We start from the raw sequence: 16,222 nt of genomic DNA, 5'->3' as shown, positions 1-16,222 counted from the left end.
GGCATCCGGTTCAGATGGGGGACGGGAGCCCATCCTGCCACGGTGGGCCGCGCCCGGCTCAGCGGACGACGGTGGGCAGGCCCGCCTCGGCCAGCAGGTCGGCGAGAAGGCAGACCTCGGGGTAGGTGCCCTCGTAGCCCTTCCCACGCAGCGCGGCAGCCGCCTGCGCGGCCTCGGTGAGGGGCAGGCCGAACACGTCACGGAAGGCCTTGGGGATGGCCCCGCTCCGGGTCTGCGGGTCTACCAGGGACAGCCGGTGCGTCCCGTGGCGGGCGGCCACCGCCTCGCGCACCCCGGCCGGGGCCGGACCCCGGCCCCGGTCACAGGACTGGCCGCAGGCGCAGGACCACTCCCGTGTCCAGTGCAGCCGCCCGTCCTCGACGGACTGGCCCGCCCACCATGTGCGGGTTTCCCCGCACCCTGCGCACGGCTCGGTCGACTCCGCGGCGCGGTCGTGCACGGGGTCAGACCAGGAAGCCGAAGAGCGGGCTGTCCGGCTGCACCCGCTCGATGCGGTGCGGGGCGGCCTCCATGCGCTTGAGCATGGGCTCCAGGTCCTCCGGCGACCCCAGCTCCACGCCGACCAGGGCCGGGCCGGTCTCGCGGTTGTTGCGCTTGACGTACTCGAACCGGGTGATGTCGTCGTCCGGCCCCAGGATGTCGTCCAGGAAGCGGCGCAGCGCCCCCGGCTCCTGGGGGAAGTCCACCAGGAAGTAGTGCTTGCGCCCCTCGTGGACCAGCGCCCGCTCCACGATCTCCGCGTACCGGCTCACGTCGTTGTTCCCGCCGGAGAGCACGCACACGACCGTCGCGCCCTCCGGGAGGCCGACGCCCGCGTCGAGCGCGGCCGAGGCGAGCGCGCCCGCGGGTTCGCTGATGATCCCGTCGGTCTGGTACAGGTCCAGCATCTCGCGGCAGATCCGCCCCTCGGGGACCGCGACCAGGTGCGGCGGCTGCTCGGCCGCCACCGCGTGGGTGATGCGGCCGACCCGGCGCACGGCGGCGCCGTCCACGAACGGGTCGAGGTCGTCCAGGTCCACCGGCCGCCCCGCCCGCAGGGCGGCCGCCATGCTCGCGGCCCCCGCCGGTTCGGCGCCGACCACCCGGACCCGCGGGTGGTGCCCGCGCAGCCAGGTGAGCGTCCCCGCCAGGAGTCCGCCGCCGCCCACCGGGACGACGACGGCGTCGGGGGCCCGGCCGAGCTGTTCCACGATCTCCCTGACCACCGTGCCCTGCCCTGCGATGGTGCGCGGGTCGTCGAAGGCGGGCAGCAGGGTCATCCCGAGGACCTCGGCGTCGGACCGGGCGGCCGCCGCCGCGTCGTCGTAGGTGTCGCCCGCGACGACGACGCTCACGCTTGCGCCGCCCAGCGCGGTCACCCGCTCGCGCTTCTGGCGCGGGGTGGTCCTGGGCAGGTGGATGCGCGCCCGGATCCCCAGGGAGGCGCACGCGAACGCCACCCCCTGGGCGTGGTTGCCCGCGCTCGCGCAGACCACGCCCCGCTCCCGCTGCCCCGGGTCGAGCGAGCGCACGAAGTTGAGGGCACCGCGCCCCTTGTAGGAGCGGACGGCGTTGAGGTCCTCGCGTTTGAGGCGCACGTCCAGGCCGTACCGCGCGGAGAGCCGTTCGCTGCGCTGGAGCGGGGTGGGCGGGATGACGTCGGCGAGGCGGGCGGCCGCCTCGTCCACCTGCGCCGCGGTCACCCGCGCGGGGGCCGCGTCCCCGTACCGGTCGTTCTCGTTCACCGTGGTCCTCATCGTTGCGGGCATGGGTTCCGTCCGCCGGAGGCGGGACTCGGAACCGTCCGTCTCGACCGTACAGCGCCCCGCGCGCCGTCCGGTGCCGCAACGGTCGCACGCGGCCCCGCGGAACCCCGGGCGACGGCACGGCCGGGGCGCCTCTGTGACCTCCTCCACAGGCGTCCCGGCGCCGCCACACCTCGGCAACGATTCCGTGACAGAAGGTGCCCCGGCGGTCGCCCCGTGTTTGTTCCGGGCGAATCGGGCGAGGAAGGGCCTCCGTACGGACCTCCTCTGTGGAAACGGTGATCCTCCCTCCCATGCAAGCGTTGACCGACGCCATCGGCGTCTTCAACAACGACCTGTTCTGGCCCCTGGTCATCGTGGTGCTGGTCGCCGCGAGCCTCTACTTCACCGTCCGGCTGGGGCTGGTGCAGTTCCGGCTCCTGCCCGACATGCTCCGCTCGCTGGGCGGCTCGACGCACGCCGCCGACGGCGAGCGGCGCTCCATCTCCTCCTTCCAGGCCTTCACCGTGTCCGCGGCAGCCCGGGTGGGCACCGGCAACGTCGCGGGCGTCGCCACGGCGATCTCCCTGGGCGGTCCCGGAGCCGTGGTGTGGATGTGGCTCATGGCCCTCCTCGTCGGCGCCGCCAGCTTCGTCGAGTCCACCCTGGCGCAGCTGTGGAAGGTGCCCCACAAGGACGGGTACCGGGGCGGGCCGGCCTACTACATGCAGTACGGACTCGGCCGGCGCTGGCTGGGCGTGGTCTTCGCGATCACCATCACGGTGACCTTCGGCTTCGTCTTCAACGCGGTCCAGGCGAACACCATCTCCAGCACCCTGGTCGGGTCCGCCTCCGCGATGGGCGCCGACACCGACGCCATGCCGTGGCTGCCCGCCGCCGTCGGCGCCGCCCTGGTGGCGCTGACCGCCGCCGTCGTCTTCGGCGGCATCCGGCGCATCGCCCACGTCACCCAGCTGCTGGTCCCGTTCATGGCCCTGGCCTACCTGCTGCTGGGCACCGCCGTGGTGCTCATGAACCTGGAGAAGATCCCCGGCGTCCTCTCGCTCATGTTCGCCCACGCCTTCGGCCTGCGCGAGATCGCCGCCGCGGGCCTGGGCACGGCCATCATCCAGGGCGTGCGGCGCGGGATGTTCTCCAACGAGGCGGGGCTGGGCTCGGCGCCCAACGCGGGGGCGACCGCCAGTGTCAGCCACCCGGTCAAGCAGGGCCTGGTGCAGACGCTGGGCGTCTACTTCGACACCCTCGTGGTCTGCTCGGTCACCGCCTTCATCATCCTGGTGTCCGACCCCTCCTACGGCGAGGACCTGGGCGCCACGATGACCCAGGACGCGCTGGGCGCCAACCTGGGCACCTGGGCGGTGCACGCGCTGACCGTCATCATCTTCCTGCTGGCCTTCAGCTCGGTGCTGGGCAACTACTACTACGGCGAGTCCAACGTCGGCTTCCTCAGCCCGAGCGGGAGGATGCTGACCGCCTACAAGTGGATCTTCCTGGTGGCGACGTTCCTGGGCTCGATCGGCTCGATCGGGCTGGTGTGGACGCTGTCCGACACCACCATGGGCTTCATGGCGCTGGTCAACCTGGCTGCGGTCGTGCCGCTGGCGGGTGTGGCGGTCAAGCTGCTCAAGGACTACACGGACCAGCGCAGGCAGGGGCTGGACCCGGTGTTCACTTCGGACCGGCTGCCGGAGCTCCCCCACGTGCAGTGCTGGGACCCCGCCCCCGAGAAGGCGGAGAAGGCCGGGGCGTGAGCCCGGTCCGCCCTTCCGGCCGCCCCGGGACGTCCGGAAGGGCGGGGGCCGGGAGTTCCCGGCCCCCTGCCGGGGCGTCCCCGGCCGGTCCCGCACCTGCGCCCGCCCCGCCGGGCCGGCTGGGCGGGCGGGGCACGGGGGCTCGGCGGGGCGGTCCGCAGGCCGTGGGCGGCGGAGCGGACCGCCTAGCGGCGGCGCGGGGTGACGGCGTAGCCGTACTGGACCGGCCAACGGGGTTCGGCACCCAGTTCGGCCGCGGCACGGTGCGCCCAGTAGGGCTCGCGCAGCAGCTGCCGGCCGAGCAGCACGGTGTCGGCCCGGCCCGAGGCGACGATCTCCTCGGCCTGGACGGGCTCGGTGATGAGGCCGACGGCCCCGGTGGGCATCCCCGTCTCGGCGCGCACCCGCTCGGCGAAGGGCACCTGGTACCCGGGCGCGACGGGGATGCGCGCCTTGGCGGCGACGCCCCCGGTGGAGACGTCGAGCAGGTCCACGCCGCGGGCCTGGAGCTCCTTGGCCAGGCGGACGGTGTCCTCGCCGGTCCAGCCCTCCCGGGGGTCGTCGGGGTTCTCGGTGAGCCAGTCGGTGGCCGAGGTCCGGAAGAGCACCGGCAGGTCCTCGGGCCAGACCGCCCGCACCGCCTCGACCACGGCCAGCGGGAAGCGCAGGCGGTTCTCGAAGCTCCCGCCGTAGGAGTCGGTTCGGTCGTTGCCCGCCGGGGACAGGAAGGTGTTGAGCAGGTACCCGTGGGCGCCGTGCACCTCCACCACCCTGAACCCGGCGGCCAGGGCGCGTTCGGCGGCCGCGGCGAAGTCCCCGACCAGCTGCTCGATCCGGTCGACGGTGAGCGCGCGGGGCGCGGGCAGGCCGGGGAAGGCCGTGTCTCCGGTGGAGACGGTCGCCCAGCCGCCCTCCTCCTCGGGGACGGCGCCCGGGCCGTCCCAGGGCCGCCTGTTGGAGGCCTTGCGTCCGGCGTGGGCGAGCTGGATCGCCGGGACCGCGCCGTAGGACTCGATCGCGGCGGCGACCCGGGCGAAGGCGGCCTGCTGGGCGGAGTTCCACAGCCCCAGGTCCTGGGGGCTGATCCGGCCCTCGGCGCGCACCGCGGTGGCCTCGGCCATGACCAGGCCCGCCCCGCCCGCGGCCCGCGAGGCCAGGTGGGTGAGGTGGAAGTCGGTGGGCACCCCGGCCTCGGGGCCCTGGGCGGCGGCCGAGTACGTGCACATCGGAGCCATCCACACGCGGTTGGGGACGGTCAGCGATCGCAGTGCCAGCGGGGTGAACAGGGCGCTCACGGCGGGTCCTCACTCGTCGGGGCGGGTACGGGCAGGGATACGCCGTACATCGTACTTCGACGATTGTCGTACCATCTGCCCCGCCCCGGTCGGCCCCACCGCGTGACCCGCTCCGCGGCGGGGTCGGCCGGCCCCGCCGCGGAGCGGGTCGCGGCGCCCCCGGACGGCCCCGGGGGCGCCGCACCGGGTCAGAGCGTGTCGGTGACGCGCTTGCCGTCGCTCTTGTCGATGGTGAAGGCGTCCACGACGGTGCCGTCGGCGGTGCGCGCGGTGTAGACCAGGCGGTCGCCGTCGACCTCCACGGCCTGGAAGGTGGAGGTGTCGCCGATCTGGACGCGGGCCTCGGCACCGTTGGAGGTCCAGTTGCCCTCGGAGACGTCGTACTTCTTGGTGCCGGTCACCGCGACGGTGTAGACGGTCCCGGTCTGCACGGCCGGGTCGTCGGTGCGGTTCGCGGTGAGGTTGCCGCGCGCGTAGGAGTGGTCGTGGCCCTGGAGCACCAGGTCGACGTCGTACTCCTCCAGGGTGTCCAGCCAGGCGTCGCGCAGCGGCCCGTTGTCGCGGCTGGGGCTGTTGGAGAAGACGGGGTGGTGGAAGGTGACCACGGTCCAGGCGTGGGGGTTGGACTCCAGGACCCCCTCCAGCCACTGCCGCTGGGTGTTCAGCCAGGAGCGGGTGCTCAGCGGCGCGGCGTTGCGGTAGTTGGAGTTCAGGGAGATGAACCGCACGCCCTGGTAGTCGGTGTGGTGGACGGTCTCGGGCAGGTGGCGGCCGCCGGCGGGGCCGTTGCCCGCGCCGGGGAACTGCGCCGTCCAGTAGCGGCTCAGGGACAGCAGGGAGTACTCGTGGTTGCCCGGGGTGGCGAGGTGGTTCATGGTGCCCGCCGCCTCGGGACCGACGGCCTCGAACCACTCGGTCCACTCGGACTCGCTGTCGGCCGAGTTGACGAGGTCCCCGGCGTGGACGGCCAGCTCGGCGTCGGGCTCGGCGGCCAGGGCGGCCCGCACCACGGCGGCGCCGCCGGTGGAGATGCCGTTCTGCATGTCGCCGAAGTACAGGAAGGTGAAGGGGTCGGCGCCGGAGGAGGCGGTGGTGAAGACCCGCCAGGGGCTGAAGGAGGTCCCGTCGCCGACCCGGTACCGGTAGTCGGTGCCGGGGGCCAGACCGGTGGCGGTGGCGGCGTGGAAGGTGCCGTTGACCGAGGCGGTGTCGGTGCCCTCGACGTCGGTGATCCGGTCGGGGTCGGCGGCCGGGGCGATCTGGAGCACCGGGGAGCCGGAGCCGTCCGAGCGCCAGGTCAGGGTCTGGGAGGTGGCGGGGTCGGCGGTGGGGGTGAGGATCACCCGCTCGGGGCCGGTGGCGGCGCTCGCGGCGGGCGCGGTGGCGGCGACCGAGGTCAGGGCCAGCAGGGTCGAGCCGAGCAGGGCGAGGGTGCGGCGGGCGGCGAGGGTGGACACGGGGGGTGCCTTTCTGCCGGGGGAACGCTGACGCAGCGACGGTAACGGCCCGGGGGCAACACGGTGTGAACGTCCGGGGACCACCGGTCGCGGCGCGGTGAACGCCGCGCGTGCGCTCTGTTACCGCCGCAGCGCAACGGGTGCGCGCGGGCCCCGGATCCCGTGTCCCCGCCGTTCCCCCGCCGGGTGCCTCGGCTGCGCCGGGGCCGGGCCGGTCGGCGGGGCTCCGCGCCCCCGCGTATCCCCGCGGCGCGGGGGCCGCCCGGCGGGCACCGGACGGCCTACCCCTCCTCCCCCGCCAGGCCGGCGCCGAAGGCCCGGAGGGCCGCCCGTACCCCGGGCGGTCCGTGCACCGCGACGCCGGCGCCCAGGAACGCCAGCGGGGTGAGCAGCCACTCCCAGGTGTCCACCATGACCGCCACCCGGGTCCGCTCCCCCGCCGACCACTCGACCTCGGCGTCGTACTCGGCGAAGGCGTCGGCGACCGCCTCGGCGGGCGCGTCCACGGTGAGGACGACGCGGGTCCGCTCCCGGTCCAGGCCGCGCCGCAGGTACTCGGCGGCGGTGTCGGCGGGCAGCGGCCGGGGCGCGTACCCGTCGTGGGTCGTCCGCAGGCCGCCGATGCGGTCCGTGCGGAACACCCGCCAGTCCCGTCGGCCGGTGTCCCAGGCCAGCAGGTACCACCGGCCCCGGTGGTGGACCTGCCGGTGGGGTTCGACCCGCCGCGAGGACTCCCGCCCGGTGCGCCCCCGGTAGTCGAAGGCGACGATCCGCCGGTCCCGGATCGCGTCGGCCAGGACCGCCAGGCTCCCCGCAGCGGTCCCCGGACCGGGCGGCGTCGTGCTCTCCAGGCTCTCCCGGAGGCGGGCCGCCCGGTGCCGCAGCCGCGCGGGCAGGTACTGGTCGACCTTGCCGTAGGCGCGGGTGGCGGCCTCCTCCACGCTCCCGCCCTCGGCCGCGCCGCCCGCCGCCAGGGCGGCCAGCGCCAGCAGGGTCGCGGTCGCCTCGTCCTCGTCGAACACCAGCGGAGGCACGGAGGAGCCCGCGACCAGCCGGTAGTGGCCGCCGGGCCCGGGCCGGGTGCTCACCGGGTAGCCGTAGCCGCGCAGGCGGTCCACGTCGCGGCGCAGCGTGCGGGGGCTGACGCCCAGCCGCGCGGCCAGTTCCTCCCCGGTGAACGAGCGCCCGGACTGGAGCGTGGTGAGCAGGGCGAGGGTGCGCCCGGTGACATCCGCCATGGGTCCAGTCTCTCCGGTATCGCGGCCGGATTCCGGCCACATCTGCCCGTAGCGTCGCCGGTATGGAGACCAACGCGGTGATCCGCCTGCGCGGAGTGCGGACCAACAACCTCAAGTCCATCGACCTCGACATCCCGCGCGGACGCCTGGTCGTGTTCGCGGGCGTGTCGGGGTCGGGCAAGTCGTCGCTGGTGTTCGGTACGGTCGCGGCCGAGGCCGGGCACCGCCTCAACGAGACCTTCCCGCCCTTCGCCCGGGAGCGCCTGCCCAGGTGGACCCGGCCCGACGCCGACCTGGTCGAGGGGCTGTCCCCCGTGGTGGTGGTCGGGCAGCGGCGGCTGGGCGGCAACGCCCGCTCCACCGTCGGCACCGCCACCGGCATCTGGACGTACCTGCGGCTGCTGTTCTCCCGGATCGGCACCCCGCACGTGGGCGAGGCCTCCCGGTTCTCGTTCAACGACCCCTCGGGGATGTGCCCGACCTGCTCGGGGCTGGGCCAGACCGTGGTGAGCGCCGTCGACCGCTTCCTCGACCTGGACCTGTCCCTGGCCCGGGGGGCGATCCGGGTACCGGGGTTCGGAGACGGCCGCCACTGGTACGAGCGCTACGCCGACATCGGCGACTTCACCGCCGACACCCCGCTGCGGGAGTGGACACCGCAGGAGCGCGACGCCCTGCTGTACGGCGGTGAGCACGCGGCCCGGCTGGGCTCGCGGCCGACCCGGGAGTACGAGGGGGTCGTGGAGCGGTTCGAGCGCATCCACCTGCGCGCCGGCGGGGAGGTGTCCGACCGCAAGCGGGAGGTGCTGGAGCGGTTCACCCGCTCGGCGACCTGCCCGGAGTGCGGGGGCGACCGGCTGAACGCGGCGGCCCGCGCCGCCACCGTCCGCGGCCGCACCCTGGGCGAGCTGGCCCGCACCGAGATCGCCGACCTGGCCTCCTGGGTGCGGGAGGTGGACGACCCCGCCGTCGCGCCCGTCGTGGCCGGGCTCGGCGAGCGCCTGCGGGCCCTGGCGGACATCGGCCTGGGGTACCTGCATCCGGGGCGGGCCACCGCGAGCCTGTCCGGCGGGGAGTCCCAGCGGATCACGGCCGTCCGGCACCTCGGCGGCGGCCTGGTGGAGATGGTCTACGTGTTCGACGAGCCCACCACGGGCCTGCACCCGCGCGACGTCGCGTCGATGACGGGGCTGCTGGCCCGGCTGCGCGACCGGGGCAACACGGTCCTGGTGGTCGAGCACGACCCGGTCGTCATGGCCGCCGCCGACGAGGTCGTCGAGATCGGCCCGGGGGCCGGGGCCGACGGCGGCCGGGTGGTCCACCAGGGGACCTTCGAGGCGCTGCGGTCCTCGGGCACCGCCACCGCCGCCGCCCTGGCCGCCCGGACACCGGTCCGCGCCGAACCCCGCCCGGCCACCGGGGCGCTCACGGTGCGGGGCGCCCGCCGCAACAACCTCAGGGACGTCACCGTGGAGTTCCCCACGGGGGTCCTCACCGTCCTCACCGGCGTCTCCGGGTCGGGCAAGTCCAGCCTGGCCGCGGAGCTGGTCGCCCGGCACGGGGCGGTGGTGCTCGACCAGCGGCCGGTGACCACCAACCGGCGCTCCACCCCGATCACCTACACCGGGATCGCCGCGGGGGTGCGCGCGCTGTTCGCCGAACGCAGCGGGCTGCCCGCGGGCCGGTTCAGCGCCAACTCCACAGGGGCCTGCCCCGAGTGCCGCGGGCTGGGGACGGTCCGCGTGGACCTGGCGTTCCTGGAGGCGGAGGAGGTCGTCTGCCCGGTCTGCGGGGGCCGCCGCTTCACCGACGAGGTGCTGCGCCACCGGGTGGGCGGGCTGTCCATCGCCGACATCGACGGCCTGACGGTCGCCGAGGCGATCGCGCTGCTGCCCGACGCGGGCGTCCGGGCGGCGCTGGAGCGCCTGGACCGGGTGGGTCTGGGGCACCTGCGGCTGGGGCGCCCGCTGACGAGCCTGTCCGGCGGCGAGTGCCAGCGCCTCAAGATCGCCCGGGAGCTGCGGGACGCCGACGGGCCGTCCCTGTACGTGCTGGACGAGCCCACCACGGGCCTGCACCCGCGCGACGTCGCGGTGCTGCTCGGCGTGCTGGACCGGATGGTCGAACAGGGGCACACCATCGTCGTCATCGAGCACGACGTGGACGTCATGCGCCACGCGGACCACCTCGTCGACCTGGGCCCCGGCCCGGGCGAGCGCGGCGGGCGGGTCCTCTACCAGGGGCCGCCCGCCGGGCTGCGCGGCACGGCGACCGCCGAGGCCCTACACGGCGGGTGAGTCCGCCCGGGGCAGTGCCCGGCCGTTGTGGTGGGCGTACTCCTCCCCCGTGTCCAGGCGGTAGAAGACCACCGGAGTCCAGGTGCGCACCTTCTCGGAGCGGACGGCGTACACCCCGGGGGCGACCGCCGCCATGCGGAACTCCCGGACGGGCTCGGGCTCCAGCGCGGCCAGCGGGCCCAGCGCGGTGGTCCGCAGCACCGGGCCGTCCTCGCCCGCCAGGACCTCCAGGCGCTCGGCGGCGCTCTCGTACACCCCCAGGTGCGGTGTGATGTCGGTGTCCGGGGGCACCGCGGGCGGGTCCAGCGGTTCCTGGACGCGCACCCCGGCCAGGGCGTCGAACACCTCCCGGTACAGGTCCTGGTAGAGGTCGCGGGTGCGGCCGCCGTTGGTGAGCAGGGCGACGGCCAGGCCCGCCTCCGGGAGCAGGCGCAGGAACGCGGACTGGCCGATGGTGTTGCCGTCGTGGCCGATCGCGCGGTGTCCGTCCCAGTCGTAGAGGATCCAGCCCAGCCCCCAGGAGTCGCCGAGGGTGTAGGGGTCGGGCAGGCGCACCTGCGGTTCGGCCATGGCGCGGACGGTGTCCCCGGACAGCAGGCGGGTGCCGTCGGCCGTGGTACCGCCGCGCAGGTGGGCGGCGGCGAAGCGCAGCACGTCGCCGACGTCGGCGGTCACGCCCCCGGCCGGGCCCACGGACCGGGGCAGCCCCCACTGCGCGGCCCGCACCGGGTCCGGCAGGCCCTCGACGTGGCCCACGGCGGGGTCGTGCAGCAGGGCGTGCTCGGGCAGGGTGCCGGTGCGCTCCAGGCCGAGGGGGTCGAAGAGGCGCTCGCGCATCGCCTCGTCCCACACCCTCCCGGTGAGCCGCTCGATGATCCGGCCCAGCAGGACGAACCCGGAGTTGCAGTAGGAGAAGGTGGCGCCGAGCGGGTGGACCCGGGCGGCGTCGGCGAGCATCGCGGTGTACTCCCCGACGGCGCCGTCACCGCGGCCGGTGTCGGTGAACAGGTCGCCGTCGATACCGCTGGTGTGGGTGAGCAGGTGGCGGACGGTGACCCCGGAGGTGGCCGCGTCGGCGGAGGGGACCGCCTCGGGCAGGATCTCCGCGACCGGGGTGTCGACGGCCAGCAGGCCCTCCTCCACCAGGCCCAGGACGACGGTCGCGGTCCAGACCTTGGTGACCGATCCGATCTGGAAGGCCGACCGGGGTGTGACGGGGTGGCCGGTGTCGGTGTCGAGGACGCCGTGCGCCGCGGCGAAGGAGTCCTCCCGTCCGCCGGGGCCCAGGCGCAGCACGCCGAGCTGGGCCCCGGGCACGCCGTGGCGCTCCGCCAGGGCGGCCAGCCGGGCGGCCCAGTGGCCGGGGTCGATGGGGGTGAGTTCGTCGGGCAAGGAGCTCCCCTGTCGGTCGTGGCCGCGGGTCCCGGTACCGGGATCCACGGCCACCCTAGGGGCGGTGCGCGCCGGGCGGGCCGAGGGGTCCGCTTCCCGGCCCCGGCCGCAGGGGCGGTACCGGGACTGTGCACATGCCCACCCGGAGGCGGGGGATCCGCTGCGGTTCGTCATTGAGGCACCGCGCACCGGCCCGGCACCCTGGAGGGAACCGTCCCGCCCCTCCCTTCCAGGAAGAACACCACCGGCATGCTCGACCTCCTCCTCACGAACGCGCGTGTGCGCACCCTCGACGACGACCGGCCCGCCGCCACCGCCGTGGGCATCGCGGCCGGGCGCGTCCTCGGGTTCGACGGGGACGTTCTCGGCCTGCCCGCCCGCTCCGTCGTCGACTGCGGCGGCGCTGCGGTGGTCCCCGGGTTCGGCGACGCGCACAACCACATGGCGTGGTTCGGCCAGTCCCTGGGCGAGCTCGCCCTGGAGGACGTCACCACCCTGGACGGGCTCTACGACGCGGTGGCCCGCCGGGCCGCCGGGCTGCCCGCCGACGCCTGGGTCGTCGGCTCCGGCTACGACGACACCGCCATGGGGGCGCACCCCGACCGGCACGGCCTGGACCGGGCCGGGGGCGGCCGCCCGGTGTGGCTCAAGCACCGCTCCGGGCACATGTGCACCGTGAGCGGCGCCGTGCTGCGCCGGATCGGCGCCGACACCGCCGGGGTGCGCGACCCCGAGGGCGGCGTGGTCGTCCGCGACGGCGCCGGGGTGCCCACCGGCCTGCTCCAGGAGCGGGCCCAGGAGATGGTGACCGCGCTGGTCATGCCCTACCCCGTCGAGGAACTGGCCGACGCGGTCGGACGGGCCTCGCGGGTGTACGCCGCCGAGGGCCTCACCCACGTCGTCGAGGCCGGGATCGGGCGCGGGCTCATCGGCCGCACCCCGGTGGAGGCCGCCGCCTACCAGCTGGCCCGCGAGCGCGGCGACCTGCTCACCCGGGTGGAGCTGATGGTGGCCGCCGACAACCTGCACCCGCTGGACGGGCACGCCGACGACGGCATCGACGTCGGCATCGACCTGGGGCTGCGCACCGGCTTCGGCGACGACCGGCTGCGCCTGGGCCCCATGAAGATCTGGCTGGACGGCTCGCTCATCGGCCGTACCGCGGCCGTGACCGAGCCCCTGTGCGGGCACGGGCACGGCGTGTTCCAGAACCCGCCCGGGGAGATGCGCGACCTGGTGGTGGCCGCCCACCGGGCCGGGTGGCGGGTGGCCGCGCACGCCATCGGCGACGAGGCCGTGGACCTGGCGCTGGACGCCTTCGAGCGGGCGCAGGAGGAGTTGCCGCGCCCGGACGTCCGGCACCGGATCGAGCACGCCGGGGTGGTGCGGCCCGACCAGCTGTCCCGGTTCGCCGGCCTGGGTGTGGTACCGGTGCCCCAGCCCCGGTTCCTGTACACCGTCGGCGACGCCATGGCGGCGTCCCTGGGCCCGGAGCGGGTGCCGTGGCTGTACCGGCACCGGTCGTTCCTGGAGCACGGGATCCGGGTACCGGGCAGCTCCGACCGGCCCGTGGCGCCCGGGGCCCCGCTGGCGGGCATGGCCTCGATGGTGGAGCGGCTCAGCAGCGGGGGCGCCGTCCTGGCCCCCGACGAGCGGGTCACCGCCGAGCAGGCCCTGCGCGCCTACACCGTCGACGCCGCCTGGGCGAGCCGCGACGAGCACCGCCGGGGCACCCTGAGCCCCGGCAAGCTGGCCGACCTGGTGCTCCTGGACCGCGACCCGGTGGACACCGCCGGGTCGGGCATCGACACCGTCGAGGTGCTGGCGACCCTGGTCGGCGGCGAGGCCGTCCACGGCGCCGACGCCTTTCCCGGGCTGGCCGCGGCGGTCCCCGGACCCCGCGGCTGACACGCCCCTTTCCCATCCCCTGACCCCCCGCGCCGGTGCGGCGCGGACACCGAGGAGGAGAAGCATCCCCATGAACGACCTCGACCGCACGGGCCCCGGGGCCCCGCCCGGGGGGAAGGCCCCGGTGGTGAGCGGCAAGGAGGCCGGACGCATCGCCTTCGCCGCGTTCGTCGGCACAGCCCTGGAGTGGTACGACTACTTCCTCTTCGGGACCGCGGCCGCCCTGGTGTTCAACCGCCTGTACTTCACCACCCTGGACCCGACCGCCGCCACCCTGGCGGCGTTCGCGACCTTCGGTGTGGGCTTCGTGGCCCGCCCCCTGGGCGCCGTCCTGTTCGGGTGGATGGGCGACCGGATCGGCCGGCGGCCCGCGCTGCTCATCACCGTGGTCGCCATCGGCGTGGCGACCGGCCTCATCGGCGTGCTGCCCGACTTCGCCGCCATCGGCGTGGCCGCCCCGCTGCTGCTGGCGCTGCTGCGGCTGGTGCAGGGCATCGCGGTGGGCGGCGAGTGGGGCGGCGCGGTGACCATCGCCGTCGAGCACGCCCCGCCGGAGAAGCGGGGGCGCTACGCGGCGCTGCCGCAGATCGGGTCGCCCGTGGGCACCCTGCTGTCCTCGGGCGCCTTCGCCCTGGTGCTGACGCTGCCCCCGGAGCAGTTCGACTCCTGGGGCTGGCGCCTGCCCTTCCTGGCGGCGTTCCCGCTGCTGCTGGTGGCCGTGTACATCCGCCGCAAGGTGGAGGAGTCGCCGGTCTTCGAGGAGATGGAGCGCCAGGAGGCGCGGTCCAGGGTCCCGGCGGTGGACGTGTTCCGCAAGGCGTGGGGGCGGCTGCTGGTGGCGATCGCCTCGGCGATGCTGGGCGTGGGCGGCTTCTACGTGATGACCACGTTCGCGATCAGCTACGGCACCGGCACCCTGGGACTGGAGCGCGGGCTGATGGTCAACGCGACCCTGGTGGCGGCGGTGGCCCAGATCGGGATCATCCTGGTGTTCGGGCGCCTGGCCGAGCGGATCGGCCCGGGCCGGGTGACCCTGTGGGGCGGTCTGGCCACGGCGGCCGTCGCCTTCCCGGTGTTCTGGATGATCGACACCCGCTCACCGGTGCTCGTGGTGGCGGCGGTGGCCGCGGGCGTGACGGTCCTGTCCATCGCCTACGCGGTGTCGGGCGCGCTGCTCACCGAGCTGTTCCCGGCGCACCTGCGCTACAGCGGCGTGGCGCTGGCCTACAACCTGGCCGGCGCGCTCAGCGGGTTCCTGCCGTTCGTGGCCACGGCTCTGCTGGACGTCTCGGGCGGCGGCTCGTGGGTGGCCTCGCTGCTGCTGGCGGGCATCGCCCTGGTCACGGCGGTCGGCGGACTGGTCGGCGAGCGGCTGCGGGTGCGCGACGAGGTCGTGGTTCGCTAGCCCGGGGACGAGCGCCGGAGGCCGAGGGGGCTCCCCCTCGGCCTCCGGTGTTCCCACGCCCGGTGCCGCCCGCGCCCGGTGCCGCCCGCACCCGCTGTCCCGCCCCTGTCGGCGGCGTCCGCCGTCCGCCCCGGGAACCGTTCCCGGCGGCGGCCCGGCCGCCTCCGGTGAACGCCGCGGTGACCGCGCCCCCGGGGAACCGGGGTGCCGCGGCCGCCCGCGGCCCCCGGGTCCCCCGCGGGACCGGTCCGCGTGCGCGCGGTGTCAGGCGCGGACCGCGGCCGGGTCGTGGACCCCGGCGCCCGGCAGCGCCCCGGCTCCCAGACCGCGGACGACCTCGGTGAGCAGGTCCAGCCCGGCCAGCAGGTCGGCGTCCTCGGTGTACTCGCCCTCGTTGTGGGAGACGCCCGCGACGGAGGGCACGAAGAGCATGACGGTGGGGACCCGCTCCTTCATGTTGATGGAGTCGTGTCCGGCGACGGTGAGGATCTCCCGGTGGCTCAGCCCCAGCCGCTCGGCCGCGCCGCGGGCCAGCTCCACACCCTCGGGCTGGTAGCGGTCGATGCCCCAGGCGTGGGAGAGGTCGAGGTCGACCTCCACCCGGGCGCGCTCCTCGATCCGGGCGACCTCCGCCGCGAGCAGGCGGTCGGCCTCGGCGAGCACCTCCTCGTCGTGGGAGCGCAGGTCGAGCAGGAGCTCGGCACGGGAGGCCACCGTGACCGGGGAGTTGGGGTGGACGTCCATGCTGCCCACCGCGGTGTGCAGGACCCCGGGGAAGCGGTCGGCCAGCTCGCGGGCGGCGACGACCAGCAGGGAGGCGCCCAGCAGCGCGTCGCGGCGGTCCTCCATGACGGTGGCCCCCGAGTGGGCCTGGTCGCCGCGGACCGTGACCCGGTACTTGCGGGCCGCCCAGCAGGCCTCGACCAGGCCGATCGTGGTGCCGGTGTTCTCCAGGACCCGGCCCTGCTCGACGTGGATCTCGGCACAGAAGACCGCGGCGGGGCCGTCGGTGTCCCCGAGGAACCCGGTGGGTGCCAGCGCCTCGGCGACGGTGGTCCCGGCGCGGTCGCGGGAGGCCAGGGCGGTCTCCAGGGGCAGGCGGCCGGTGTAGACGGCGCTGCCCATCATGGAGGGGGCGAACCGGGAGCCCTCCTCGTTGAACCAGTTGACGACGGCGAGGTTGTAGGGCGGCGCGGCGCCCTCGGCGGCGTCGCGTCCGGCGGCGCGCAGAACCGCGTGCGCGGCGGCCAGCACACCGTAGGCGCCGTCGTAGCGCCCGGCCGTGGGCTGGGAGTCCATGTGGGAGCCGACGACGACGTAGGGGGCGCCGGGCACCCGCTCCAGCAGGCCGAACTGGTTGCCGATGCGGTCGTAGACCACCCGCAGGCCGGCCTCCTCCAGCAGCCGGGCCAGCCAGCGGCGCTGGGCGGTGTCCGGCTCGGTGGCGGCCTGCCGGTCGACCCCGCCGGAGGGGGTGGCGCCGAAGGCGCTCATGGCCCGGAAGTCCTCCAGGAAGCGGGTGTCGTCGGGTGTGCGTCCGGGCTCGGTCATGGGTTCCTCTCGGTGCCGGTGGTGACGTTCCCATCCTCGGCGGGGGCGCGGCTGCGCTCAATCGCCATTCACCCAAGATTTCGTGCCCCGGCTGTGCACATGACCACGGAGCCGCGGCACCGAGCGCCGGCCCCTTCGCGTCGGACCAGCTGGGGCGGCGTG

11 protein-coding genes are annotated in these 16,222 nt (G+C 75.4%); 4 read left to right on the top strand and 7 right to left on the bottom strand.

Going from position 1 to position 16,222, the window contains the following annotated elements:
• Positions 1 to 58 precede the first annotated feature (58 nt).
• Together ACSUPR_RS28335 and ilvA are read right to left on the bottom strand one after the other, a co-directional pair.
• A complete protein-coding gene (locus ACSUPR_RS28335) occupies positions 59 to 460 on the bottom strand; it encodes a hypothetical protein (RefSeq protein ID WP_436888022.1) in 402 nt (133 codons plus the stop codon).
• 4 nt (positions 461 to 464) lie between these two features.
• Complete coding sequence (gene ilvA, locus ACSUPR_RS28330) at positions 465 to 1,745, bottom strand: threonine ammonia-lyase IlvA (RefSeq protein WP_436888020.1); 1,281 nt, start codon at positions 1,743 to 1,745, stop codon at positions 465 to 467.
• 314 nt (positions 1,746 to 2,059) lie between these two features.
• Here ilvA and ACSUPR_RS28325 point away from each other — a divergent pair, with 314 nt between their 5' ends.
• Entirely contained in the window at positions 2,060 to 3,517 is a 1,458-nt protein-coding gene (locus tag ACSUPR_RS28325; RefSeq protein ID WP_436888019.1) for an alanine/glycine:cation symporter family protein, read from the top strand.
• A 185-nt stretch (positions 3,518 to 3,702) separates the two neighbouring features.
• On the opposite strand, the gene ACSUPR_RS28320 is transcribed toward ACSUPR_RS28325, so the two are convergent.
• The 3 genes from ACSUPR_RS28320 to ACSUPR_RS28310 form a co-directional block, all read right to left on the bottom strand.
• Positions 3,703 to 4,812 carry an NADH:flavin oxidoreductase/NADH oxidase gene (locus ACSUPR_RS28320; RefSeq protein ID WP_436888017.1) on the bottom strand — a complete coding sequence of 370 codons (1,110 nt, stop codon included), beginning with the start codon at positions 4,810 to 4,812 and terminating at the stop codon, positions 3,703 to 3,705.
• Positions 4,813 to 5,000: 188 nt separating this feature from the next.
• The gene (locus tag ACSUPR_RS28315; protein WP_436888016.1) at positions 5,001 to 6,269 is read right to left on the bottom strand and encodes a fibronectin type III domain-containing protein; all 1,269 of its coding nucleotides are present in this window, start codon (positions 6,267 to 6,269) and stop codon (positions 5,001 to 5,003) included.
• 281 nt (positions 6,270 to 6,550) lie between these two features.
• Positions 6,551 to 7,507: a helix-turn-helix transcriptional regulator gene (locus ACSUPR_RS28310; protein WP_436888014.1), complete on the bottom strand. Its 957-nt coding sequence runs from the start codon at positions 7,505 to 7,507 to the stop codon at positions 6,551 to 6,553.
• Between the two features lie 62 nt (positions 7,508 to 7,569).
• Between ACSUPR_RS28310 and ACSUPR_RS28305 the strand changes: the two genes are divergently transcribed.
• A complete protein-coding gene (locus tag ACSUPR_RS28305) occupies positions 7,570 to 9,804 on the top strand; it encodes an ATP-binding cassette domain-containing protein (protein ID WP_436888012.1) in 2,235 nt (744 codons plus the stop codon).
• On the opposite strand, the gene ACSUPR_RS28300 is transcribed toward ACSUPR_RS28305, so the two are convergent.
• Positions 9,790 to 11,196, bottom strand: a complete 1,407-nt coding sequence (locus ACSUPR_RS28300) for a serine hydrolase domain-containing protein (RefSeq protein ID WP_436888010.1) — start codon at positions 11,194 to 11,196, stop codon at positions 9,790 to 9,792. The genes ACSUPR_RS28305 and ACSUPR_RS28300 overlap by 15 nt on opposite strands.
• 249 nt (positions 11,197 to 11,445) lie before the next feature.
• On the opposite strand from ACSUPR_RS28300, the gene ACSUPR_RS28295 reads away from it, so the two are divergent.
• Both ACSUPR_RS28295 and ACSUPR_RS28290 read left to right on the top strand, forming a co-directional pair.
• Positions 11,446 to 13,104 carry an amidohydrolase gene (locus tag ACSUPR_RS28295; protein ID WP_436888008.1) on the top strand — a complete coding sequence of 553 codons (1,659 nt, stop codon included), beginning with the start codon at positions 11,446 to 11,448 and terminating at the stop codon, positions 13,102 to 13,104.
• Positions 13,105 to 13,174: 70 nt separating this feature from the next.
• Positions 13,175 to 14,509, top strand: coding sequence for an MFS transporter (locus tag ACSUPR_RS28290; protein WP_436888006.1), 1,335 nt, complete (start codon positions 13,175 to 13,177; stop codon positions 14,507 to 14,509).
• A 264-nt stretch (positions 14,510 to 14,773) separates the two neighbouring features.
• Here ACSUPR_RS28290 and ACSUPR_RS28285 read toward each other — a convergent pair whose 3' ends face one another.
• Positions 14,774 to 16,060, bottom strand: coding sequence for a M20 family metallo-hydrolase (locus ACSUPR_RS28285; protein ID WP_436888004.1), 1,287 nt, complete (start codon positions 16,058 to 16,060; stop codon positions 14,774 to 14,776).
• Between the last annotated feature and the right edge of the window lie 162 nt (positions 16,061 to 16,222).

This window comes from Nocardiopsis dassonvillei (assembly GCF_964273065.1).
Classification (GTDB): Bacteria; Actinomycetota; Actinomycetes; order Streptosporangiales; family Streptosporangiaceae; genus Nocardiopsis; species Nocardiopsis dassonvillei_B.
This window is presented reverse-complemented; position numbering and strand designations above follow the sequence as displayed.